This is a genomic window from Paenibacillus yonginensis (genome assembly GCF_001685395.1).
Taxonomy (GTDB): Bacteria; Bacillota; Bacilli; order Paenibacillales; family Paenibacillaceae; genus Fontibacillus; species Fontibacillus yonginensis.
In genome coordinates, this window is record NZ_CP014167.1 from 1910595 (window position 1) to 1935563 (window position 24969).

Below are 24969 nucleotides of genomic sequence, written 5' to 3' on the forward strand. Positions count from 1 at the left end.
TTTGTAAGACCACTGCTTATCCTTTTGTTCCGGTGACCGCGATGCCTTCGATAAAATAACGTTGGGCAAACAAATAGATGATGATAATTGGAATAAGAGACATCGTCGTGGCCGCCATAATCAATGGATAATCGGTTCCATTAAGCTGCTGGAAATAACGAATTCCCATCTGGATCGTGTACAGCTTCTCTTTACTCAAGTAGATCAATGGCTGGAGGAAATCGTTCCATGACCAAAGCAGACTGAAGATACCCAATGTAACAAGCGCAGGCTTCGCCAACGGTAATATAATCCGGGCAAAAATCCCCAGCTCAGAGCAGCCGTCAATACGCGCCGATTCATTTAAATCGCCGGGCAACTGTACGAAAAACTGCCGAAGCAGGAAGACACCATAAGGATTAAACAAATGGAGCAGAATGAGCGCCCAATGAGAATTAACAAGATGCAGATGTTTCATAGTGGTAAATTGCGGGATCATGATCGCTTGGCCTGGAATCATCATGGTTGCCAGATATAACAGGAACAGTTTGTTACTGCCCGGAAACTTCAGTTTGGCGAAAGCGTAGGCCGCAAGTGAAGCCGAGATTAAAGAACCTGCAGTAGACAGGAACGTTACCTTGATGGTGTTCCAATAAAAGGTTGCGAAAGGCACTTTGTGCCACACGTCGCTATAGTTGGACCATATTGGATCTTTGGGAATAAGCTGCATGGAATGCTGAAAGATCGTAGCCTGATTCTTAAGCGAGGCGGATAACATCCAGACGAACGGCAAAATCGTAACCACTAAAATAATCAGCAGCAAGAGATAAACGATTCCTTTTCGAAAAAATCCCTTCTTACGCAAACCCGCTGTCCGCGAACGGTCGTTGATGGCTATCTCCACAGAGATCCCCCCTTTCTTCAGTACGTAACCCAGCGCTTCTGCATTTGAAGCTGGACCAATGTAAGGATAAAGATGATAACGAACAGCACATAGGACATGGCAGAAGCCGCGCCGAAATGATAGTTTTGGAAAGCTGAGTTGTAGATGTAATAAACAAGGACGTTGGTCGACCTGCCCGGTCCTCCTTGCGTCATAGCCATCACAGTATCGAATACCTGGAAGGAGCTGATGATTCCCGTCACGACACTAAAGAAAATAACAGGCGACAATCCGGGCAGCGTGACATGGATAAATTTCTTGAACCGGTTGGCACCGTCAAGCTCGGCAGCCTCGTACAAATGACGCGGCACCCCCTGCAGACCGGCAAACAGGATGACCGCATTGTAGCCGACACCTTTCCAGATACTAACCAGCATAACTGCAGGAAGCGCAAGAGAAGTCGAAGCCAGCCATGCCGGCGGATTACTCACCCCAATAAACCTAAGAATCGTATTGATCGGTCCGTATTGCGTAAACATAGCTCCCCAGATGATACCCACTGCGATAGAAGCTGTAATGTTCGGAAAAAAATAGAAGACGCGAAACAGATTAATACCGCGGACTTTAGCGTTCATTAGCAGCGCCAATAAGATAGACAAAATAATTGTCAGCGGAACGGTAACCACTGTGTAATACAGATTATTGAGCAGTGAAATTTTAAAGGTTTCATCTGACCATAAATGACGGTAATTCTCCAGTCCGATCCACTGAACCGGCGTGAGTCCATCCCATCTCGTAAAACTTAAATATAAAGAATCCAATACCGGATATAAGGTGAATACCAGAAGCCCAATCAAACTTGGAGCTAGAAACAAATAGGCAACACCGTATTTCTTAACACTTTTTACGAACATACGTTCACCCCTTGGCCGTAAAGAATTAGGGGAAAAGCTTTTTACAAGGTAATAAGCTTCTCCCGATCATAATGCCATTTACTTTATGAATGAACTTCTTTCTGGAAGCGGCTCTGCATGTTTTGTATAGTCTTATCCAAAGACTGCTTATCCAGCAGATACAAGGTGGTCTCTTCCTTCATGATGTTCATAACTTGATTGTACAGAGGGTCCATTGGAACCTGGCTTAATACTTTGATCGGATCGTTAAGAACACTTACATGTTCAGGAGTTGTCACATTGGACTGGAACGCCTGCTTGACCGAGTCTGTATTCCATGGAGTTAACAATCCGTTGCTGGCAAATATTTGGGCGGCTTCTTCTGAAGCTACATACGCTGCAAATGTCTTAGCTGCATCCATGTGACTTGATTCTTTATTGACCATCACAACCGAATAGGAGCCGGTCGTTGCCGGTTCCGAGCCCTCCCAGTGCGGAAGCGGAGCCACATCATAATTCATCTTCACGTTTTTGCTCGAAATGGTATCGTTCAGCTGCTGCACGGCCCAGTCCCCATTCCACATCATGCCTACATTTCCCTGGAGAAAACGCCCCGCATAATCATTGCCGGCATTTCCGACCAGCTCACTGAACGGCTGCTGAGCTTTGTCCACATTGGTCAAATTATAATAATATTGAAGGACCTTCTTGAATTCCTGAAGATCCTCTGGTTTCATAGGATTATTTGCGCCTTTGATATTGGCAAGCACACGCCACCAGTTGTTCTCCGCCTGATAACTCATCGAGCCATACACTTTGTTTTGGCCGCTTCCGCTCGAAAGCTGTTTGGCTACCTGCTCATACTTGTCCCAGGTCCACGAGCTGTCCGGATAGGCGACTCCGGCTTTATCAAATATATCCTTGTTATAGTAAAGAACCCATTTGCTCGTTCGGTAAGGCAGCCCATAAATATGGCCTTCGTAATTCAATTGTTTAATCGATTCCGAAATGCCGGCCAAATCACTGGAAGTTGCTAAATCATCGAGGGGTTCCAAAACCTGCTTGGAGGTATACTCGGCCAAGTTGGATGTACTTGAAGTTGCAAAAACGTCCATGTCTTCGCCAGTTGACAGATTGACCAGCAGTTTTTGCTGATAATCACTTGTCGGAATGTAGTTGGCATTAACCTTGATATTGGGGTATTTCTTCTCGAAACCGTTTACAACTTTGTCCATATAAACCTGTTCATCGGTCCAGTCATAATAATTGATAGTTACTTTCTTTCCTGAAGCAGTTGTCCCATTCGACGATGAGGCCCCCGAATCAGACGAGTTGGACGAACACGCAGTTAACACAGTCGCACTGAATACGGCAATCAACACGCCGATCGATAACATCTTCAAACGATTCATTCGTAAAACCCCCACATCTTTTTTTCGATGTCGCGATCATCTGCCTTTCATTTTAGAGTAGGGGGTTAGTTTTGAAAACGCATTAATCTTCGGAAAAAGGAACTATTCTTCGGGAGTTCCGATTATGAGGGCTGATTACGGTACTCTGTCGGCGTCAAGCCGAGGAACATCTTGAATACCTTCGTGAACGATCGTGGATTTCTATAACCCAGGTAATCGGAAATATCATTAATTTTCATTGTCGTTTCTACCAGCAGTTCTTTCGCTTTCTCAATCTTCATACGGGTCACGTACTGAATAAAAGTTTCGCCGCTTTTCTCTTTAAAATATTCACTGAAATAAGTCGGATTGAAATGTACATAATCCGCGACCTCCGCCAACGTCAGAGAATCATAAAGATGATCGGCAATATATTCCTTGGCCAGTTTAATCGTTTTGTTATCGCTCAGTTCATTCGGTCCAAAATCCCGTACATAGGTGAACCGAAGATGAATCGCATGGCGAATATTCGATAAATTGCTCAGGTCATTGGAAGATATTCGAATATCCTTGTCGAAGCCGTACAGCCGGTATCTGCCAAAGAAATAATTAACAATCCGCACTACTTCATCCACGTATTGAGTTATCGTCATGGATTTCCTCAGTAACTCTTGTCCTTCCTCAATGACCGCCGCAACTCGCTCCGAATCAAACGATTCCAGGGCGTTAGTCAATTGGAATTCAAATCTTTGCAGCTGCACATGCGCTGACTCGGAGCGCACCTTGATGCTTCTGAAATCTCGCTCGAAATTAGCGAACACGGTAAGGAGATCCTCATCATGGATGGGCTTTAGCAAATAATCGTAAGCACGAAGGCGCAGCGCGGCACGTACAAGCGGGAACTCTTCATAACCCGTAAGAAAGACCACAGGAATCCGGCTGCCTTGTTCCGTAAGTTTATCCAGCATGGCAATCCCGTCAATAACAGGCATCTTGATATCGCTCAAAATCAAATCGAAGGCGGAATGCTCAATCCGCTCTATGGCTTCTTTCCCGTTTGCCGTCTCTTCAATCGCCCATTCGGGGAGAAGCCTTTGCACCATACGAACGACCCCTTTGCGAATAAGCCATTCATCGTCTACAACCAGCAGCCTGAGCATTCATATTCCCCCTTCGATTCTTGGAACCCGTATTTCAACGGTCGTCCCTGATCCATATACAGTTGTTAGAGATAAGCCATAAGGACTGCCATATTCCAGTTGAATACGGGTATGCAGGTTTTTGAGTCCAATGCCGGAGTCCCCAAACGCAAGCTCATTTGCTTCACCAGTCAAATAGGCATTCAGCATGGCCAATTCGTCCTCTTTCATGCCAATACCGTTATCTTGAATTTTGATCCGGATTCCCTCTTCACAAGCCTTGATTTCCAGTTTGATCCACTTCATGCCGTCTGCCTGATCGAAGCCGTGATGAATGCAGTTCTCCACAACAGGCTGCAGCAAAATCGGGATAACCAGACAATTCAGTAGAGCTGGATCTTCATCATATTCCATAGTCAACGTGTTCCCCGAGCGAATCTGCTCGATTTTTATGTAATTATGAACCTGTTGAATCTCCTCGCGGAGCTTAACCTTGGAATTTTGTTTCTTCAAACTATAGCGGAGCATACCGCCGAGAGCCGTCGTGATCTCCTTGATCCCTTCCCGGTCATCTATCTCCGCCAACGCGCGGATGGCCTCCAGATTATTGAAGAGAAAATGCGGCCGGATTTGCAGCTTCAAATTGTTCAGCTCCGCTTCCTTCTGTTTATAACGGAACTCCAATACCTGGTTGATCAGCTCGTCGATTCTCTGATTCATTTTATTGAACGCCCGGCCGACCTGACTAATTTCCAAATTGCCGTTCAGCGACTGAAAGGCAACATTAAAGTTCCCTTTCTCAACGCTTCCCATCAGCCTCCGCAGCGTCTTGAGAGGTTTTGTAATCGTGTTGGACAAGAAAATCGATACCATCAAAACAACTACTAGAATGACAGCCGACACGGTTGCAATAATGTTATATAAAATATCCTTTCCCGCATTCAACTCGGATTCCGAGACAATCCCTACGATTTTCCATCCTGTATCCGCGGATTCCAGTTGGTTCACGATCAGCTTTTCACCATTGCTTTTCACAATCTTTTGGTGAGGATCTAGCCCCTGCAGGGCCGAAAGATAACGGTCGTTTTTGCTATAGATCACATTGCGGTTTTGATCCAGAACAACAAAATTGGAATCGTTGCCCAGATTAGCACTTTGGAAAATGCTTTCCAGTCCCGTGAAATTAACGTCTATGATGACCACCCCAAGAATCGGCCCATTATAGACTTTAATGGCACGAGCAATAGAGAAGGCAGGCTCCGGACGGTTAATGATGCGAGCGTCATTGACTTTTCCCGTGAAGACTACTTTGCCGTTTGCTTTGACCGCTTCTTGATACCATGGGGAGTTTTGGAAATCGTATTGGTAGTTAATATTCGCGTTGTAGATCGAACTGGAGAAGATTTGCCCATCGCGCCGATAAAGGAACACGCTTTGCAAATCCTGACGCGGATTGCGGATTGCCTGGGACAACAAAATCTGTGTCTGATTAAACTCCGAATCGCTAATGTTCCCCGTTTTTGCCATGATGTCTAAAATCTTATTGTTGTAATAGGGCAGTACGGACAACCTCGTTAATTCGCTCAAATAAGTGTTCAAGTGATCGTTAATCAGATGAACCGTATTAGCTACATTGCTATCCGTATTTTTCGTAATTTGATTGCTGTAAATCAAGCTTGACAGCACGGTCAGAAGGATCATAGGGACAAGTGCCAGCGGCAAATAAGTAAAGATCATTTTTTTCTGAAAAGTAAGCGCTTCCCAATATTTTCGTAATATTCGCATGCTTCTGCCTCCAGTCAACGAAAAGAAAAAGGGACGTTTCCTTACGTTCACTCTTGAGAATAAGCCGGAATAGGAACATCCCCTAAATCTATTAAATTATTGTATCAGAGAGCCTTTTCCTATTCCAAACAAAAGATGGAATTCGGATCTCGTCTACTTTTATTCTCTACCCCATCGCCACCGCCGCAATCGCCTCTACCTCGATCAGCAGGTCCTCGCGAATGAGCCTTCTGACCTCAACGGCCGAGCTGGCCGGGGGATTGCTTAAATTGATGTATTGATCCCTGACTTCCCGCACGCTTGCCATCTGAGAAATATCGACCATAAAAAAGGTCAGCTTAATGACATCCGCAAAGGATGCCCCTTCCGTTTCCAAAGCGAGCCGTATGTTCTCAAACACCTGCCGCGTCTGAGCGGCAAGATCACCTTCTCCGACAAGCTGTCCCTCATTATCCAGCGCAATTTGGCCGGAGATATATAACATTCTCGCATTTTTGACTTCTACAATATGAGAGTAGCCGAAAGTCGGCGGCATCGTGTCGGGTCTTGCGAAGCGGATCGATTTGTTGGTTTCCATCAGTAATCTCCTTATGTACGAATCGTTGAAATAATGTTATCTAATTCTACTATAAAATGGAACGGCTAATCTATCCAGGAATTTTCCGATACGCTAGAGAATTAGCAGCCTGACAGCATGACAATGCTGCGGGTCGAAATGCATTTCTAGCCGCAGATGGAGACCAAAATCGTGAACGAGGGGATGGGCTTCGTATGGCAAAGGTGCTTAATATTGGGAACAGAAAAATCAGCCCCCCCTTCCAACGGGTGGTTTGCACTAGGGGTATAACCCCCTGTTGCCAAACTGCGCCTAAAGATGCTAGCCTGACCACAAAGCGTTCAGGCTCAGTGTTATTTGTCTCTTTCACTTACCAGTTAAACTGGTTTTATTTTTCCTTGCTCTTGTTGCTGCTGAATGGATCTTCATACTCTTTTACACTCAGCTTATCCACTGCCTGGTCATGTGCCTCTTGCTCTCGAATGTATTTGGCGACGGTGGCTTCATTTAGCCCCACTGTACTTACGTAGTAGCCTTCCGCCCAGAATTTCCGGTTCCCATACTTATACTTCAAATTGGCGTGCTTCTCGAAGATCATGAGTGCGCTTTTCCCTTTTAAATAGCCCTTAAAGGAAGATACCGATATTTTCGGCGGTATCGCCACCAGCATGTGGACATGATCCGGCGTCATATGCCCTTCTAGTATTTCTACTCCCTTGTATTTACATAGACGCTTCATGATTTCAATTAGATCTCTTCTCACTTGATTGCTGATCTGGATTGTCAACATTAAATCAGACAGCTTTTTTAAGGGCTACTTGACGGTACTGAACAGGCGTCATGTACCCCAATGATCCATGAATTCGATGCTTGTTAAACCAGTTAACATAGTCGTATAGTTCCAACTGCAGGTGATCGAGGCTCTGGAACTCCATCTGATGGATGAACTCCGTTTTCATGACCTTGTAGGTTGCTTCCGCTACAGCGTTGTCATAAGGACAACCCTTCGCGCTTAACGATCGACTGATCTCAAAGGTTTCCAGAAGCTCGTCCATCTTCTGGTTTTTAAACTCACTTCCACGGTCCGTATGAAACCACTGGATTTGGCTCAGGTCACCTTCTACCGTAGCAAAGGCGCGCGAAACCAGAGCAGCGTCCTTATGTGGACCTGCACTATGGCCAATGATCTCTCGATTGAACAGGTCGATGAGGACGCAAATGTAGTGCCAACGGTGCCCTACCTTCACATACGTTAGATCGCTGACCACGAAGCGCTTAATTTCAGCCTGGTCAAACTCACGAGCTAACACATTCGTCGTTGCCGCCTCATTACAGGCCGTTTTGTGGGGCTTAAACTGGGCAATGGTATAGGTGGAGACCAGGCCTTGCTCACGCATGATTCGGCCAATACGGCGTCTAGACACGATGAGTCCTTGTTCCTGGAGCTTGGTTTTGATCTTTCGTGTACCGTAGGCTTTTCGGTTCTTATAGAAGATTTCCACAATAGCCTTTGATAACCCATCTTCATTCGGTCGTTCTTTGGCTTCATAATAGTACGTACTTCTTGCAATTTGCAGGACGTTACACAATGCTGATACCGAGTATTTATCCAGGTTATTCCGAATGATAGCTACTTTCGTCCCATGATCAGCGCCGCTTGCTTTAAAATATCTACCTCCATCTTCAGACGTTGGTTCTCTTTTCGTAACGCCATCAGTTCGGTTTCTTCTGATGAACGATTATCCTTTTCCTTAAAGGAACCCGTTGTCTGAGCCTGAATAATCCAACGGTCTAAAGCGGAAGCTGTGAGGTCGTATTCCTCCACAATCGCTGCCCTGGACTTCCCATTCTCATAAAGCTGTACCATTTGTCGCTTAAATTCTGCAGTAAAGGTACGTCGTTGTTTTGGCATTGTAGAGATCCGCTCCTTCGTATGATAGGTCTATTCTACAAGCCCTTATTTTCATTGTCCAACTTAGTGTAGCCGATCCAATCTCTTTACGTCTATACTTCGGGGTGAACACAATGTGATACTTACACATCCACTTTGTGTGCGCTAAACTAAAATTTTTACTTGCCATATAAGACCATCCTTTCGAAATTTGAGCCTGAACATCTCAATTTTATCGAGGTGGTCTTATTGGTGTAACCCTAGATCCCTCCACCCGCATAGCGGGTGGTTTTATATTTCGCACGTTTCACGTGCTCAACAGGCTAAAGCCTATTAAAAAAAACCGATTCCGCGGGAATCGGCTTTAGCGTATTAGGCTTCCAAGTTAAACAGCTTCCCCAGCGATATCTGAAAATCTTTGAACACATTCGACCGCACGTTATCCTGCTCCGTGTATAAGTCGCGCACTTGATATACGCCATCCTGCAGAGCATACACATGAACCGTGCGATTGCCGGGGTCGACGATCCAATATTCTTGGACACCATTTTTCTGATACAGATTGAACTTCTCATTAAAGTCTTTCAGTGCCGTTGATGGCGACAACACCTCGATAATCATTGTCGGCGCGCCGTGACAGCCGTTTTTGGAGATTTGACTCTTGGAGCACACCACCGACAAATCCGGCTGTGTCACATGATCAGGCGTATCGTATTGATCGCTCTCGCTGAAGAACACGTCGAACGGAGCAACAAACACATAGCAGTTCCGGTTCCGCAAGAACGTTCGGAGCGCGAAATGCAGTTCACCTACAACAAACTGGTGAAGGGCTGTTGGAGCCGGGGACATGTTATATGCCTTGCCATTAATTAATTCCCATGTTCCATCCCATGTCAACCAATCTTGATACGTGTGATGCTTCTTCTCATCCGGATTCGACATTTGGATCTACCTCCTTCGGATTTAACACTCTGTTACTGCTTATCTATAACTTACCTTGTTTAATCTGTTCGACAATTTCACCTGTCGTATAGAACTTGCCTTGCTTGAAATCCTATTCGGATTGTTCGATCAGTGGATATATGTCTGGGATCAGAATCAAGTCTATGAACGGCCCTTCTTAACGCGCTCGGATTATCATCCAATGTCGCAAACTCCTTCGATATACTTGTGAAAATCTGATTGCGTGTGCCTAAATTATAACACATATCGCCACGATTTCTTAGCGCTGAGTTGTTACTTTCAACTAACAATCGGAGGAATACAATATGCAATCTACGGATGTAAATATGCTCAAACTGCAGAATCACAAACATATCTCTGGCAATACGCAAAATGCAGCCGCAAACATAATCTTGATATAAATCAAATTAACTTGTTTTTGTCATTGATTTCGCAGAAACTTTGCCTGTTTTCGTCAGCGTTTTGGTTTCAGTTTGGATTCACATCTTGAGAGTGAACGTCAATTTCTACCTCGAGGCTTTTTGGGCCATCAATAAAAAATTCAAATCCGCTGCCAAACTCGCTAAGATCATCTAATGGGGGCAACTCTTCAATTTAAATGGTTACGTTTCTTAATGTCTAATTTAAATCACTTTTGAATAAAATTCGGTTTAAACTGTTCAAGTTCTCTCCGGGCTGAAACTTCTTTGGGTCCTTTTCCCTCCTTGGGGAAGGAGGCAGGAATACGCTTGATGTCCTCCCAGTTGATTATCTCATCACATTCTTTATGTATGGATTTGATGAATTCTAGCTGGCTCTCAAACATCTGGACCTCATAAATCGCTTGTTATTGTTGCTCAAAGTTTCTCCATGTCTTCTGCAAACGCATAAGTTCATTTCGTTTTTGATAAGCCTGGCTTTTATATTTCCTTCTGGAGCTAGTAGATTCCGAATATAAAAGTCCTGTCCCTGGCAAGCTCGCGGTAAACCTCCCGCCGGTTCTTGAATTAATACTGTACCGTAACCCTTTACTCCAAAACTGAGTCCTGCACTTTTGGAGCCTACATTTAGCCGGATTCCTGATGCAATTTTTATATTTTTTCTAAATCGAAGTCCCATTGCTTGAATCCTCCAATTCATAAGATTTTTCGAAAGCGTTTACTTAGCATAATTACATTTATCTAGGGAGGCGTTATCAATTATTAATTAATACACTAAAATAGGGTAGACCCTTGACCGCAAGAGATCAACACAAATAACCGAAAGATTTTGATTGATCGCTTCTTTATCAAATTCAATATTAAATTTGGACAAAAAACTGCACTCAATTGTTAGATGATCTTCAACAATCGGAGTACAGTTCTGTTTGCTGCCTAGGTGTTTTTTCTGAAATCCACTAAAATGGATTCTGACCGTTTTCTCCCCAAGCAAGGATACCTCTCTCTATTATTCATCCTATCTGCTGCGGCTCCAATACTGGCCCTTCCAGCTTCTCGCAGATCGCTTCCGTTAACAAATAAGAGAGGACCGCTTCCGCCCCGCAGTTCACGTTCGGGCCGTGCTCCTGAAGGCCGTCGTAGCAGCTGCCGTCCTGTTCGTTGACCATGGCTGCCCCCAGGTCGTTATCGCCGTAGAACCAGGCTCGGCACTTGCGGGCCGTCTCTTTATAAGCCGGCTCCCCGGTCAGCTCGTACGCTTTGGCCGCCGCAAGCGCCAGCTTCATGACGTCGATCGGCTGCTGGTCCCATACAGCGCGGAAGCCGGGACGGCACCAGCCGTTGCTGCCGACCACGCTGATTTGCCCGGTTTCATTCCGGGAAATGCCGATCAGGAAATCAAGGCTGTGTCTGGCAATGTCCAGCAGCTCAGTCTGCTCCAGCATTTCATAAGCCCAGAATAAGCCCCAAGGCAGCACACCGTTGCTGTAAGTCAGTTCAGGCTCGAACCAGGACCAGTTCGCGGCCGAATGTTTACGGTACAGAGCAGTTAAACGGCCGGAGAGCATGTCAGCCAGGCCCATCATCTTCTCATCTGCCAAGCCAGCGCGTTTGAGCAGACCAATGGCGGCAAGCGAATAAGCCCATCCGCGCGGATAACGTTGGTTCTTGGCCTGCTTCAGCGCCTTATGGAACATACTTTCAGCGGCTAGACCGATTGAAGGAGAAGGACGCCGGGCCATGGCCAGCGCGCAGGCCCACAGACAGCGTCCGAGGCAATCGTCCGAAGGCTGCTCGGGTTCCCGGCTGCGGTCATAAGCAAAGTTGTTATAGAACCGCCCATCCTCCTCCTGGGCCCAAAGCAGAAAGGCCAGATACTTCTCAGCCAGCGATAAAAGCTGCTTATCGGTCTGCTCCCCGCAGCGGCCAAGCCATTCCAGGCACACCCAGAAAGCACGGGCCTGATCGTCGGTGCTGTAGCCTTCCTTTCTGCGTGGCAAGGAGCCGAGGCTATGCTCCAGGATGCCGGTATCGTCCGTCATTTTGATCAAATGATCAAACCGAATGTTCGGCTGCTGCATGTTTGCCCACCTCGGCGAATAAACGAAGATATTCCTGACCGACGTTTGGCCAATGCATTTCCTGGCCCAGCCGCTTCATTTTCCGGACAACCTCCTGCATCTGTACCTCGTTGGTCATAAGCTGAACAATCCGCTTCTCCCACTGCTTCTCGTCATCCGCCGGAATCAGCAGCTCCGGTTCCTCTGCCAGCAGATCCTGGGCGTAGCAATAAGGCGTAGACAGGACAGGCCGTCCAAGACCGACGGCATAAGCCAGCGTTCCACTTGTGATCTGTTCAAGGCCCGGATAAGGCGTGACATATACGTCACAGGCCGTAATATGACGCACCAAATCCTGCTCCTCCATGTACTGGTCGATCATGACCACGTTTTGCTCGATGCCGCTCTGTTTGATCATCGCCTTCAGCTCTTCGCGGTACTGCTCGCCCTCCCGTTTCTTAACCTCCGGATGGGTCTGCCCGACGATGGCATAAAGCACGTTGGGCACCTGCTTGACGATTTCCGGCAGGGCCTTCAGAATCAGCTCAATCCCTTTGCCCCGGCCCAGCAGACCAAACGTCATCAGCACTTTGCGGTCTGCCCAGCCTAACTTTCTCCGGAAGGACTGTCTGCTTTCAAGCCCCTGCTCCGGCGTGCCGTGCGGAATGAAGACGATTTTATCTTCAGGAATGCCGAATGCCCGGTGCAAATAGCCAATCGCCTTGCGGTTCATCACGACTATCCGGGCACTCCGCTCGGCGATTTCCCGTTGAATGGAGGCGTAGGGCTCACGCGGATGCTCAAACACCGTATGGAACGTAGTCACAAGCGGTTTGTTCAGGTGGCGGATCAGGTTCAAAAGATAACGGCCCGCCTCCCCTCCAAAGATGCCGAATTCATGCTGCAAAGAGACCACTTCTACGTCCGAAGCGTTAATTTTATGTGCCATCTTCTCATAATCATATTCCGAATCCCGCCGCAGCACCCACAGCAGCGGGTCTCCAGGGCCGTCCGCCGGGCCGTCGTGCAGCACGATTACAGGATCCTTCGCCCGCCAATCCTTAGCCGCGTTGACGGCTTGCCGCAGATGAAAAGTGAAGGTGGCCAGTCCACATTTCTTGGGTACATAGGTACTGATATAAGCAATTGAAGTCATGCCTGCATCACTCCTGTCCGATTCATTACGGCTTCATGCAAAATATGTCTGGAGCCCAGCTCCAGTCCGTAGCCGAAGATACAGTTGCTCAAATGGGCGCCTTCATGCACCCGGCATTTATTCCATAAAATGCTGTCCGACAGACGGACATTGGGTCCGATCACGCATTGATCGCCCAAAACCACATTAGGTCCGATTACCGAGCGTGCGCCAATCCGGACGTGATCGCCGATCAGTACAGGCGGCACAAGCAGGACGCCGGGACCGATCTTGCAGCCCTTGCCCATCCGGATGCCGTCCCCGTCATCCTGTCCGGGGACCGGCAGCCGGCTCGCCCCTCTCAGCAGATCCCAATGGAGGCTGCGGTAGCGGTCCTTCGTTCCCATGTCCGCCCAGTAACCTTCGATCCGTTGGCCGTAAACGCCGGCGTCCCCTTCGATCAGGGCAGGGAAAGTTTCACGTTCAATGGAGACCTCCCGATGGGACGGAATAGCTGCCAGCACCTTTTTATCCATGACATAAATGCCGGCATTAATAAGTCTTGAAGGAGCTTCCTTCAGACGGGGTTTCTCCACAAAACGCAAGATCCGTCCAGTCTCGTCCAGCTCAACCACACCGAACTGCGTAGGGTCCTCTACCTCTTTAAGGGCGATGGTGACCTGGCCGCCATGGCGTTCATGCGCTTCCAGCAGCGGCTTCAGCTCCGTATCGTGGACAACGTCAGCATTAATGACCACAAACCGGTCATCGAGCAAAGGTTCAGCATTTTTGATCGCTCCAGCCGTGCCTAGCAGCTCGCGTTCGACCGCATATTGGATCGACACGCCCCACTTGCGCCCGTCGCCAAAGTAGGTTTTGATTTTTTCGGGATGGTGCTTCAGGGCGATAACGAATCGCTGAACGCCTTGTTCCTTCAAATGAAGAATAAGATGCTCCAGCCAAGGACGGTTTATCACCAAAGCCATCGGCTTCGGCATATGTTCCGTCAAGGGTCTAAGCCGTGTTCCCAGTCCTCCTGCCAGCAACAGTACATTCATCTTCGAGATCTCCTCCTGTCCGAAAAAATAAAATCGAGAGTTTTTGTTAGCACTCTATTTAGTAGAGTGCTGATAATATACAATTTTATGTAAAACTCCTTTTTTCGTTCAAGCGATTCTAAAGGAAAATAAAGGTTTTGGACTGCCAAAATTTTTGACTAAAGCCATGTTTTCTTTTTAAATCTCAAATTCTCTTTATTTTCCTGGCGTTTATACAGGTAGGACAATCTCTACGCATATCTGACGTCAATTATTTTGCAGATCGAACCAAATCCTCAAAACTTGGCTGCTAGATCCGAAGAGGAAGGTATTCCAATACGATACCTGACCATGTAAAAACACCCGCCAAGCCAGGTTTACAGCTTTAGCAGGCGTTTTTGGGTTTATGGGTTTGTGGCAAAGTTAGATCCCATTTTACAGATTTATAGCAAATACCCCGACTTGTTCTCCGGACTGTCCCATCCACAACGCTCCGTTGCCGATACTAATCCCTTTCCAGTTGACCCCTACTTTATCGACTTTCTGGGCTAACAAGGCTTTCTTCACTTTGGCGGTCATGATTTTGTCGTATTTGGCGATAAAATCTTTGGCGGTCTTGATTTCCATGGTTTTGCCATTGCTGTTCACTTTCAGCGGATACACCATCAGCTGGGCCGCTTCCGATTTTTTGCCTTCCTTAACGTATTTCTGGAGCAAGCTGAAGTTATGCTCGAATACGACTGGATTTTGTATACCGGCTGCTTCATATGGGTTATTAATGACATTAACTGAAATAACCCCAAGCTTATGGCTCCGTTCACCAATCCATAAATCTCCTTCCCCTACCCGAACTCCTTGGTAGTTCACAAACAGCTGATCGACCTGTTGAGCCAGCAGATTAGCGCGTACGGCAGAAGTGAAGATGCGGTCGTATTTGTTCACAAAATCTTTTTTGCTGTAAATCAAAAAGGTTTTATTATTTTTGTTCAGATTCATCGGGTAAGAGATCAGCTCTGCCACTTGCTCAGGTTTATTATCCTTAACCGCTTTCTGCAATTTGGCAAAATAAGCCGTAAATGCCGCCGGGTCTTTAATGCCGGCAACCTCATAAGGATTTATGCCGCCAGCTTTAGTTGCGGATTTCGTTACAGATTTCGTTGCGGTTGTCGTTATGGAGGCAGGTGCGGATGCTTTTGTGCCCTGCTCAGCCCAAGCCTGCCCGGAAAATGCGGCTAATGCGACTGCGATGCTCAACATCATTGCGGCTTTCTTTTTGGTGTTGTTTGTCATTGTGGTTCCCTCCAATGGATTGGTTGCTTCGAGTATATAGCTAGGATGTATTCAACAAGTGTACACCGGAGAAGAAATTCATATTTTTTAAACACCACGGGAGCAGCCTCCAGATAAGAGAAAAAGGCTGCCCGGGAGGGCAGCCCTGTCGCAACGTATAACATACGTTTGTCTTAAAATACTTTCGTTGTCCACGATTCGCAGTTCCACGTCTCCGTCACGACATCGCGGTAAAATTCAGGTTCGTGAGAAATCAGCAGAATGCTGCCCTTGTACGCTTTGAGCGCCCGCTTCAGCTCATCTTTCGCATCGACGTCCAGATGGTTGGTGGGCTCGTCCAGCACCAGCAGATTTGTTTCATGGTTGATCAGCTTGCAGAGCCGGACTTTAGCTTTCTCGCCGCCGCTCAGCACAGCTACCTTGCTTTCGATGTGTTTGGTCGTCAAGCCGCATTTGGCTAGAGCCGCCCGCACTTCAAACTGGGTAAAGGATGGGAACTCATTCCAGATTTCGTCAATGCAGGTATTGTAGTTGGCTTCCTTCATTTCCTGCTCGAAATAACCGATATCCAGAAGATCGCCAAGCTGGGCAGAACCGGAAATCGGCGGAATTTGACCAAGAATGCTGCGCAGCAGCGTCGTTTTGCCGATTCCGTTAGCGCCGACGAGGGCAATCTTCTGCCCCCGCTCCATGCGCAGATTCAGCGGTCTGGAAAGCGGCGAATCATAGCCGATCACCAGATCGTGCGTTTCAAAAATCACCTTGCCGGACGTACGTCCTTCCTTGAAGTTGAACTGCGGTTTCGGCTTCTCTTTGGCAAGCTCGATGACCTCCATCTTGTCCAGCTTCTTCTGGCGGGACATCGCCATATTCCGCGTAGCCACACTGGCTTTGTTACGCGCCACGAAGTCCTTCAGGTCGGCGATCTCCTGCTGCTGGCGCTTGTAGGCGGATTCCAGCTGCTGTTTCTTCGCCTCGTACACCTGCTGGAAATAATCGTAGTCGCCCACATAACGTGTCAGCGCCTGATTTTCCATATGATAGATCAGATTGATTACGCTGTTCAGGAACGGAATATCGTGTGAAATCAAAATAAAGGCATTCTCGTATTCCTGCAAATAACGCTTCAGCCATTCGATATGCTGCTCGTCCAGATAGTTCGTAGGCTCGTCCAGCAGCAGAATGTCCGGTTTCTCCAGCAGCAGCTTGGCCAGCAGCACTTTGGTCCGCTGACCGCCGCTCAGGTCGTGAACGTCCTTATCCAGACCGATATCGGTAAGACCGAGACCACGCGCGGTTTCATCGACTTTGGCATCGATCATATAGAAATCCTGATTGGTTAACGTGTCCTGTATGGTGCCGACATCCTCAAGCAGCTGCTCCAGCTCCTCAGCGGATACATCGCCCATTCTGCCGTACATGTCGTTCATCTCTTGTTCCATATCGAACAGATATTGAAACGCTCCGCGCAATACGTCGCGGATCGACTGTCCCTTCGTCAATACCGCATGCTGATCCAGGTACCCGACCCGCGTGCGTTTGGCCCACTCTACCTTGCCTTCGTCAGGCTGCAGTTTGCCGGTAATAATGTTCATAAAAGTGGACTTGCCTTCGCCGTTGGCTCCGATCAGACCGATGTGTTCGCCCTTCAGCAGGCGGAAAGATACGTCACTAAAGATCGCGCGGTCTCCGAAACCGTGACTCAGACGTTCTACGTTTAATATGCTCATGAATTTAACACCTTTTCCTTTAAACTGTATATTCTCGTCATATTATAAAGGCTAAAGCGTGATAACTCCATACAGGTTGGAAAAAAGACTCTCCCAAGCGGCATGAAGCCGCGCCGTGGTCTAAGCAGGCTTTGTTGCCTGCGGCAGCCGCTGCCCGCTACGCCGGCCAACAATACGGGGATTAATCCGGATATTTGGCAAAATAATGGTCAAACAAAATATCAATCTGCTTCTCAACGGACATTAGATCCGGAGCGGACGGTAAATTTTTGATGCGCTGGGACATTAAAATAGGAAAATAAGAGGCGGAATGAATGTGCATGGTCATGGTTCTTAAAATTTCCGGATCGGTTTCGCCCGTAATTTCGGACATAAGAACGGAAACTTTGTTCATGCCAAGCTTTTTCATGTAAGTGAGGTATTCATAATGGGATTGAAAGGACAGATTCCCTTTGCCCAGAATTTCTTTCATAAGCTCGGGAAATTCCGCCAAAGAAGCGGCATAACGCTTCATGAACAGCTTAAGCCGTTGTTTGGGAGGGATGGACAAATCGTCCAGGATCAGAAAGTGATCATGAAACTCCGCAAGCATAAACTTCAAGACTTCATTGATCAATTTATCCTTGGAGCCAAAATAATAATTGATGAGCGCCAGGTTGACGTCCGCGCAGGAAGCGATTTTTCGCAGCGTTACATTTTCAAACCCTTTCGCTTTGATCAGTTCCAGTGCGGTGTTCAAAATATGATCTTTAGTTGTCACATCTTTCCCAGTTTCATTGAACATGAGTTACTCCCCTATCGCCATTCTTCATCCACCATAATACTCCCTCCAGTACCGTGTCAAGTTGAAGGTCTAATTCCGTATTGACAAATGTCCCCTTGCCGACTATTGTATTAAACAACGTATTAAACATTGTTTAAAACGGCGATTAATCCTGTTTCGTTATCTATCAGATTCAAGAGGAGGTGAATTTCTTTCGCAAACCATAATGCTGACATAACCAGAGTGGATTATGAAATAAATACTTAAAGAGAAAACGGAGTGAGAAACCTTGCCTAACCCAGCTAGAGAGAAAAAGGCTGTTGATGCCAATGAATTCTCAATCAGAGCGATCATTGGGCCTCTTCTTGCGATTATCGTCGGCATGATTATGGTTATTTTGGATACGACGGTCGTGAATGTAGCCATCCCGAAACTCGTTGACTATTTCCATACCGACTTAAAAACGATTCAATGGACCGTTACCGGTTATACGCTGGCTTTGTCTGCGGTCATTCCGCTGGCCGGATGGATGACGGATAAATTTGGTTCCAAACGGATCTTTCTAATCACCATCGCTTTGTTTACGATCGGCTCCGCCCTTTGCGCGCTGGCTCAAACGCCAACGCAGCTGATTATTTTCCGCATCCTCCAGGGCATCGGCGGCGGCATGGTCTCTCCAATCGGGATGGCTATGGTCTTCAGACTGGCCCCGCCTGAGAAAAGAGGCTCCATCATGGGCGTGCTTGGCGTTCCGATGCTGATGGCTCCGGCTCTGGGCCCGGTATTATCGGGCTGGCTCGTTGAATACGTCAGCTGGAACTGGATTTTCCTGATCAACCTGCCGATCGGTATCGTTGCCATGATTATAGGCATCCGCTTCCTGCCTCAATTTGAACGCCATCAGGCTCCGCACCTGGATGTCCTCGGCATGATCCTCGCTCCAATCGCCTTCGCGATGCTGACCTACGGGGTCAGCGAAGGAGGAACAAGCTGGACTTCGAGCACCACGCTTACCGGCCTCATCGTAGGCGGCCTTGCGCTTGTGCTCTTCATTATTGCTGAACTCCGGCATAAGCAGCCGCTGCTGGAACTGCGCGTATTCCGCTCTTCTGATTTTACGCGGGGCATTCTGCTGCTCTGGATTGCCCAGGTTGCGCTGTTTGGTTCAATGATTCTGATGCCTCTGTATTTGCAGCAGATTAAAGGCTACACCCCGCTGCAAACAGGTCTCATCCTGCTGCCGCAGGCGTTGGCTTCCGCCTTCTTTATGCCGATTGGCGGACGGCTGTTTGACCGCTTGGGCGCTCGTCCGCTGGCCTTTGTTGGTCTCGCCATCATCTCAACCGCTTTGTTCCTATTTGCGCATATCTCGGCCGATACGCATCTGATCGTCATTCTTTTATCTCTGGCCTTGATGGGCAGCGGCATGGGCATGACGATGATGCCGCTCAACACGCACGTTCTCAACGCCGCTCCGTCCAATTTGGTCAGCCGTGTTACGCCTTTGACCACAGCGGCGCAGCAGGTCGTCGTATCCTTTGCGATCGCCGGCTTGACGGGCTACCTGACTTCGCATATTAATGCCCGCATAGCTGAGCTCGGCAAAGATTATACGCCTTTGCAGGCTTTAGATGCAGCCGCAGGCGGTTTTAACGAAACTTACTTTTTGGCAGCCTGCCTGGCTGTGATCGGCTGGGTCATGACCTTTATTTTGCGTAAACCAAAAAAACAGCCTGATGCAGGGAAACAAGAACCTGTCGCAGCTGTCCACGTAGACTTCTAAAGTTTTAAAAAGATGGGCGATCACTTTCCGGTTCTACACCGGAGGGTGATCGCCCATTCTGCTTTGGGATCAAAAAGAAGCTCAGCGGCTCCGCAGGTCCTGGATTCTTACATTCGAACTGTAAAGGGAAGCATCGCTGCTTGCCTTGAAGGAAGGATAGCTGGCGTCCGCTTCGATCCGCATCACTTCATCAAACTGCTGGAGCTGCTGGCGGTCAACAACAAAGGTAAATGGATCGGCCTCAGCCTTCACATCGGTTTGCAAAGGCCGCTCCAAAAGCTGAAGGACCAGTACGCCGTTGCAGCCGCAATCCTGCGTATCATAATAAAGCTTAAAGCACCCTGGCGCTCCGTTTAAATATTCATTCAGTTTTTGCTCCGTCCACCCGTTCATCTCGATTCTCATAGCGCAGATTTCCTCCTTCAGTTTGGCTATTAAAAAGCTATTATACCCAAACATATACCTTGCCGTCTTCCAGAAGTGTTTCGAAGGTGGCGACCGTTCCGTGATCCGGTTCCTGCACCTGCCCGTCCAGCAGGGAAATTTTCCAGTCATAGAGCGGGCAATATACGTATTCCCCCGAAACCGTTCCTTCTGCAAGCGGGCCTTGGCGGTAAGGGCTGACATTCTCCAAAGCTTTAATGCGGCCGTCGCTCAGACGGAAGACGGCGATCTTCCTCTCCCCGCAAACCACGCTGTATCCGATTCGCGGAAGGAGCTCCTCCTGTCGGGCTACATAAACTTTTGTTTTTGGCATCCGGATTACCCCCTTATGACCGCATAAAGGTCTTTTTGAAGTTTTGGATCTTCGACGACTTGCCGCCAAGGATTGTTGCGTTTGCCTTCCACCGCTTCATCCAGGCGTTTCAGCAGTTCGGCGCGCTGCTCGGCGCTTAACAACACACTTTTCACATGGTCAAAACCCATCCGTTTCAGCCAAGGCGCCGTCCGTTCGGCGTATATGCCGGTTTCCCGGTAATATTGAAGGAAAGCGCCGCAAATATCGATGACCTCCTGCTCCGTTTCGACCGTAGTCAGCAGCTGGCCTTCCTGCACCTCGGTCCCGCCATTGCCGCCGATGTAGATCTGGAAGCCGTTTTCAACGCCGATGACGCCAAAGTCTTTCACACCGGTCTCCGCGCAGCTCCGCGGGCAAGCCGACACGCCCATTTTAAATTTGTGCGGGGTATCAATAAATTCATAACGCTCCTCCAGCTTGATGCCGAGGCCCATCGAATCCTGCGTGCCGAACCGGCAAAAAGCGGCGCCGACACAGGTTTTCACGGAACGGACCGCTTTGGCGTAAGCGGAAGCCGAAGTCATGTCCAGCTCTTCCCACATGTTCGGCAGGTCTTCTTTCTTGACGCCATAGAGTCCAATCCGCTGGCTGCCGGTAACTTTGACCAGAGGCACCTCGTATTTTTCAGCCACACGGGCAATCTGCATCAGCTGCTGAGGCGTAGTTTGCCCGCCCCGCATTCTGGGAATGACGGAAAAGGTGCCGTTGTTCTGGATGTTGGCATGCAGGCGTTCGTTGACGAAACGGGAGGCAGGTTCATCCTCATGTTCCTTCGGAAAGGCCACATTCAGGTAAAAATTGATCGCAGGCCGGCATTTCGGACAACCTTCCCGGTTCCGGAATCCGAGCTGCCCGTAGACCTCATCCGTGGTGGTCAGTCCCCGCTCATGGATTTGCAGCACGATTTCGTCCCCCGACAAGTCCGTGCAGCCGCAAATGCCTGTCGGCGCGGTGGCCACTTTATCGCCCAAAACATAGGTCAGCAGGTCTCCGATCATGCCTTTGCATTTTCCGCACGAACCGCCAGCTTTGGTCGCTTTGGTGACTTCCGCTACCGACTTGAGATCCTTGTCCCGGATCGCCTGCAAAACCGTGCCTTTGGTTACCCCGTTACAGCCGCATACCGTTTCATCATCGGCCCACTGGGTCACATCGTCCGCAGCGGCTCCCCCGCAGCATCCGCCACCCGCAGGCAGCACGGAAACCGAAGTGAATGCCGAAATATCCTGCTTCTGCTTCAGCAGTTTAAAGTAACGGTTCTCCTCGGAGATGTCTCCGTAAAGAACGATGCCGACCACCCGGTTGTCTTTGATGAACAGCTTTTTGTAGCTGTTAGCCAGACCGTCATAAGCTTCTATGCTTTTTACGCCGTCAGCTTCCTTGATTTCTCCTGCCGAAAAAAGGTCGCAGCCCGAAACTTTAAGCGACGTATAGGTTGTGCTGCCGCCATAAGGGGCGGTTTCACACCCGGTTAGAACGTCGGCCAGCACTTTGCCCTGCTCAAACAGCGGGGCCACCAGTCCATATACCTTGCCTTGGTGTTCGGCGCATTCGCCAACCGCATAAATGCCCGAAGCGGATGTCTCCATCCAATCGTTAACAACAATCCCGCGGTTTACGGCTAAACCTGCCTGACGGGCCAGAGCCGTTTCCGGGCGTATGCCGACGGTCATGATGACCATATCGGCTTCCAATATGGAGCCGTCGCTGAATTCAAGTCCCGTGACGCGGGTGTCGCCGAGAATCCGGCTCGTTTTTTTCTCCATAAGGAACTTGAGGCCCTGCTGCTCCAAATCGGCCTTCAGCAGCTTGCCGGCCATTTCGTTCAATTGGGTTTCCATCAGCCATTTCTCCAAATGAACAACCGTAACGTCCATGCCCTGATCAACCAGTCCTTTGGCTGCCTCCAAACCCAAAAGCCCTCCGCCAATGACCGCAGCTTTCCGGTAGCTTTTGGCCGTCTTGAGCATATTCAGCGTATCGTCAATGGTCCGGAACCCCAACACGCCTTCGAGGTTTGAACCTTCTACAGGCAAAATAAACGATCGTGAACCCGTCGCCAAAATACATTTATCGAAGCTGATTTCTATGCCGCTTTGGGTGCGCACCTTCCGGGACTCAGCGTCCAGGCTTACCGCCGGATCGTGGTGAACCAGCTCGATCCGGTGTTCCTCATACCAGCTTGCCGGATTGGTGATAATCTCTTCTATCGTATTTTTGTTCTGCAGCACGTTGGAAAGCATGATTCTATTATAATTGGTATAGTTTTCTTCCCCGATGATTGTAATATCATAACGTTCAGCGTCCCGGTCCAGGATTTCCTCAATCGTTCTTACGCCCGCCATCCCGTTCCCGATCAGCAGCAGCTTTTCCCTCGTCATGAGACTCCCTCCAAGTTTGTGATTTCATTCACTTGTTTGTTTTAAATGTATCACACCCTTGTAAGCCGACCTATTAGGGAAATGCCTGAATTTGAGGGGAACTTGCTATAGGGATATCTCTTATTTACGCAAAATAAATAGGGTTTTCCCTGAATCGGGTAGGAGGCTACCCATTAATTGGGCAGCCGACCTCCCACACCACCGTACGTACCGTTCGGTATACGGCGGTTCCATTAGGAATGCGCAGTAACTTGTCGATAATAATCAGAAAAGAAAAGGAATCCGAGGTTCTTCAGCCTATTGTTACCGAGGGACTTCGAGAGGATTGGGCTATTGGAGATTCTCCAATAGCCCTTTCTTGTGTTTGCGTATTCCCACGCCTTCTGTTCATGAATTCCGAGCGATATAAGCCTTTCGAGTTTCGTCCTCACTCGTTTCCATTGCTTCCAGAAGACCATTCGGATACGCCTTCTCATCCATTTATCAGTGGTTTGGAGTAGTTGTTTCATGTCAGCAAGCTTGAAATAATTTACCCATCCCATGATGTAACGCCTAAGCTTCAGCGCCCGGTCGGTGTTGCCCATTCCGTTGCTTCTCGACGTTAGCTCTTTCACTTTAGCTTTCATCTTGGATACGGATTTGGGATGGATTCTGACCCGCGTTTCCCCTTTGCTCTGGTAGAATGAGAAGCCAAGAAATTTAACTTTTGTCGCATCGTCCACAATCGTTTTCTCCCGGTTTACCTTGAGAAACAACTTCTTCTCGATGTAAGGGAGAATTTTCGTCAGGGTACGCTCCGCACTCCTCCTGCTCCGGCAGAATATGAGCATATCGTCTGCGTATCGCACGAATCGATGTCCTCTTGCTTCCAGTTCCTTGTCCAATTCATTCAGCATGATATTGCTGAGAATCGGACTTAGGTTCCCTCCCTGCGGTACGCCGATTTCCGTGTCCTCAAACTTATGCTTCACGACGACTCCCGCCCGGAGATACTTATGGATGAGCGAGATCACTCGTCCGTCTTTGATCGTTCTTGAAAGCACCTCGATAAGCTTGCTTTGGTTGACGGTGTCAAAGTATTTCTCCAAGTCCATATCCACCACGTAACGATATCCCTCTTGCACGTATTGTTGGCTTCGTTTCATCGCGTGGTGTGCGCTCCGTTTGGGTCGGAATCCGTAGCTGTTGTCTGAAAACTGCCTCTCATAAATTGGCGTAAGCACTTGGGCGATTGCCTGCTGGATGACTCGGTCAACCACTGTTGGGATGCCAAGGTTTCTCTTCTTTCCGTTCTCTTTGGGAATCTCTACCCTTCGAACGGGATTCGGGCGGTACTTGCCGCCCAAGATCAGTTGCTTGATGGTCTCGCCGTTGTCTCTGAGATATTGTAGAAGTTCATCTACTCCCATCCCGTCGATTCCGTGCGATCCCTTGTTCGCTTTGACTCTCTTGAATGCTTCGTTCAAGTTGTCCCTGCTAACGATTTTCTCAAGCAACCGGTCCTTCGACTCGGTTGCGTTGGTGTCGTCGGTTTCGGTTATCCTCGCAGGACTGTGCACTCCCGCATATCCTTCGTGTTCCGCACTATTCTTTTGCAAAGAGTCTTCCGTTAGAAGTTGGCTGCCCTTGGCTCCTGTTTCGGTAACTTTCATTGACTTCACCTCCTAAGGTTCAGCCCTTCCCTCGAACCGTCGACTGTTCGCGGTACTATGGCGTCTGCTGACTTCTCATGATAAATCTTGTTTCAACCGTGATTCGAAGTGCATCTCCTCACGTCCATGAGACCTCCCACGGTAAGACGATTCACTTTCCTTCCATATACCCACATCATTTACATTGGTACGTCCGTGTAGTTAATTGGACTTCGTCTTGTTTAGCAGACTCATCCCGTATCCTATGCCTGATGATGTTCGTGTTCCTTGGGCCGGAAGTTTGCCTCCAGCTTCCTTTGGATTCCACCTCGCGGTGGACACCCTTGCTCTTGGCTAGTGGTTGGTAACTACAAACCCCCACAGTGGACTTTCACCACCTAGTTAATCGCCATGCGTGGCACACTAAAAAAAGGAAACCGCTTCCTCAGCGGTTCCTCCGTTAC

20 protein-coding genes and 2 pseudogenes are annotated in these 24969 nt (G+C 48.4%); 1 reads left to right on the top strand and 21 read right to left on the bottom strand.

The window, feature by feature from the left end; translation table 11 throughout:
* Positions 1-16: 16 nt before the first annotated feature.
* The 17 genes and pseudogenes from AWM70_RS08775 to AWM70_RS08850 all read right to left on the bottom strand — a co-directional run bounded on the left by AWM70_RS08775 (position 17) and on the right by AWM70_RS08850 (position 17932).
* Entirely contained in the window at positions 17-883 is an 867-nt protein-coding gene (locus AWM70_RS08775; protein WP_237167868.1) for a carbohydrate ABC transporter permease, read from the bottom strand.
* 17 nt (positions 884-900) lie between these two features.
* The gene (locus tag AWM70_RS08780) at positions 901-1776 is read right to left on the bottom strand and encodes a carbohydrate ABC transporter permease (RefSeq protein WP_068695570.1); all 876 of its coding nucleotides are present in this window, start codon (positions 1774-1776) and stop codon (positions 901-903) included.
* Between the two features lie 83 nt (positions 1777-1859).
* A complete protein-coding gene (locus tag AWM70_RS08785; RefSeq protein WP_068695572.1) occupies positions 1860-3167 on the bottom strand; it encodes an ABC transporter substrate-binding protein in 1308 nt (435 codons plus the stop codon).
* Positions 3168-3289: 122 nt separating this feature from the next.
* On the bottom strand, positions 3290-4306 hold the full coding sequence (locus AWM70_RS08790; protein WP_068695574.1) for a response regulator transcription factor: 1017 nt from the start codon (positions 4304-4306) through the stop codon (positions 3290-3292).
* Complete coding sequence (locus AWM70_RS08795; RefSeq protein WP_068695576.1) at positions 4307-6070, bottom strand: cache domain-containing sensor histidine kinase; 1764 nt, start codon at positions 6068-6070, stop codon at positions 4307-4309.
* A 166-nt stretch (positions 6071-6236) separates the two neighbouring features.
* Complete coding sequence (locus AWM70_RS08800) at positions 6237-6647, bottom strand: RidA family protein (protein WP_068695578.1); 411 nt, start codon at positions 6645-6647, stop codon at positions 6237-6239.
* A 367-nt stretch (positions 6648-7014) separates the two neighbouring features.
* Positions 7015-7371, bottom strand: a pseudogene (tnpA, locus tag AWM70_RS08805) (IS200/IS605 family transposase); the annotation flags it as partial.
* A 49-nt stretch (positions 7372-7420) separates the two neighbouring features.
* Positions 7421-8538, bottom strand: a protein-coding gene (locus AWM70_RS08810; protein ID WP_206093401.1) for an IS3 family transposase whose coding sequence is annotated in 2 segments (ribosomal slippage) — positions 7421-8292 and positions 8292-8538 — 1119 coding nt in all. Because the reading frame shifts where the segments join, the coding sequence is not laid out codon by codon here.
* 79 nt (positions 8539-8617) lie between these two features.
* A pseudogene (locus tag AWM70_RS22685) lies at positions 8618-8707 on the bottom strand (IS200/IS605 family transposase); the annotation flags it as partial.
* Positions 8708-8889: 182 nt separating this feature from the next.
* Complete coding sequence (locus tag AWM70_RS08820; protein ID WP_068695582.1) at positions 8890-9459, bottom strand: Uma2 family endonuclease; 570 nt, start codon at positions 9457-9459, stop codon at positions 8890-8892.
* A gap of 807 nt (positions 9460-10266) precedes the next feature.
* Positions 10267-10599 (bottom strand): DUF4236 domain-containing protein, encoded by a 333-nt coding sequence (locus AWM70_RS24285; protein ID WP_083180199.1) that lies wholly within the window; start codon positions 10597-10599, stop codon positions 10267-10269.
* 310 nt (positions 10600-10909) lie between these two features.
* On the bottom strand, positions 10910-11977 hold the full coding sequence (locus AWM70_RS08825) for a glycosyl transferase (protein WP_068695584.1): 1068 nt from the start codon (positions 11975-11977) through the stop codon (positions 10910-10912).
* A complete protein-coding gene (locus tag AWM70_RS08830) occupies positions 11952-13112 on the bottom strand; it encodes a glycosyltransferase family 4 protein (protein WP_068695586.1) in 1161 nt (386 codons plus the stop codon). The genes AWM70_RS08825 and AWM70_RS08830 overlap by 26 nt, the downstream gene beginning before the upstream one ends.
* Entirely contained in the window at positions 13109-14149 is a 1041-nt protein-coding gene (locus AWM70_RS08835; protein WP_068695588.1) for a nucleotidyltransferase family protein, read from the bottom strand. The genes AWM70_RS08830 and AWM70_RS08835 overlap by 4 nt, the downstream gene beginning before the upstream one ends.
* Positions 14150-14563: 414 nt before the next feature.
* Positions 14564-15418 (bottom strand): hypothetical protein, encoded by an 855-nt coding sequence (locus tag AWM70_RS08840; protein WP_068695590.1) that lies wholly within the window; start codon positions 15416-15418, stop codon positions 14564-14566.
* Positions 15419-15591: 173 nt separating this feature from the next.
* Positions 15592-17148: an ABC-F family ATP-binding cassette domain-containing protein gene (locus tag AWM70_RS08845; RefSeq protein WP_068695591.1), complete on the bottom strand. Its 1557-nt coding sequence runs from the start codon at positions 17146-17148 to the stop codon at positions 15592-15594.
* 181 nt (positions 17149-17329) lie between these two features.
* Positions 17330-17932 (bottom strand): TetR/AcrR family transcriptional regulator, encoded by a 603-nt coding sequence (locus AWM70_RS08850; RefSeq protein WP_068695593.1) that lies wholly within the window; start codon positions 17930-17932, stop codon positions 17330-17332.
* A 268-nt stretch (positions 17933-18200) separates the two neighbouring features.
* On the opposite strand from AWM70_RS08850, the gene AWM70_RS08855 reads away from it, so the two are divergent.
* Positions 18201-19694 carry an MDR family MFS transporter gene (locus tag AWM70_RS08855; RefSeq protein WP_068695595.1) on the top strand — a complete coding sequence of 498 codons (1494 nt, stop codon included), beginning with the start codon at positions 18201-18203 and terminating at the stop codon, positions 19692-19694.
* Between the two features lie 81 nt (positions 19695-19775).
* Here the strand turns inward: AWM70_RS08855 and AWM70_RS08860 are convergent, their stop codons facing one another.
* From AWM70_RS08860 to ltrA, 4 genes are all read right to left on the bottom strand, one after another.
* Complete coding sequence (locus AWM70_RS08860) at positions 19776-20099, bottom strand: iron-sulfur cluster biosynthesis family protein (protein ID WP_068695597.1); 324 nt, start codon at positions 20097-20099, stop codon at positions 19776-19778.
* Positions 20100-20139: 40 nt separating this feature from the next.
* Positions 20140-20451, bottom strand: coding sequence for a nitrite reductase small subunit NirD (gene nirD, locus AWM70_RS08865; RefSeq protein WP_068695599.1), 312 nt, complete (start codon positions 20449-20451; stop codon positions 20140-20142).
* Between the two features lie 5 nt (positions 20452-20456).
* Positions 20457-22874, bottom strand: coding sequence for a nitrite reductase large subunit NirB (nirB, locus tag AWM70_RS08870; RefSeq protein WP_068695601.1), 2418 nt, complete (start codon positions 22872-22874; stop codon positions 20457-20459).
* A 233-nt stretch (positions 22875-23107) separates the two neighbouring features.
* A complete protein-coding gene (gene ltrA / locus AWM70_RS08875) occupies positions 23108-24526 on the bottom strand; it encodes a group II intron reverse transcriptase/maturase (RefSeq protein WP_068693838.1) in 1419 nt (472 codons plus the stop codon).
* Positions 24527-24969: the final 443 nt, after the last annotated feature.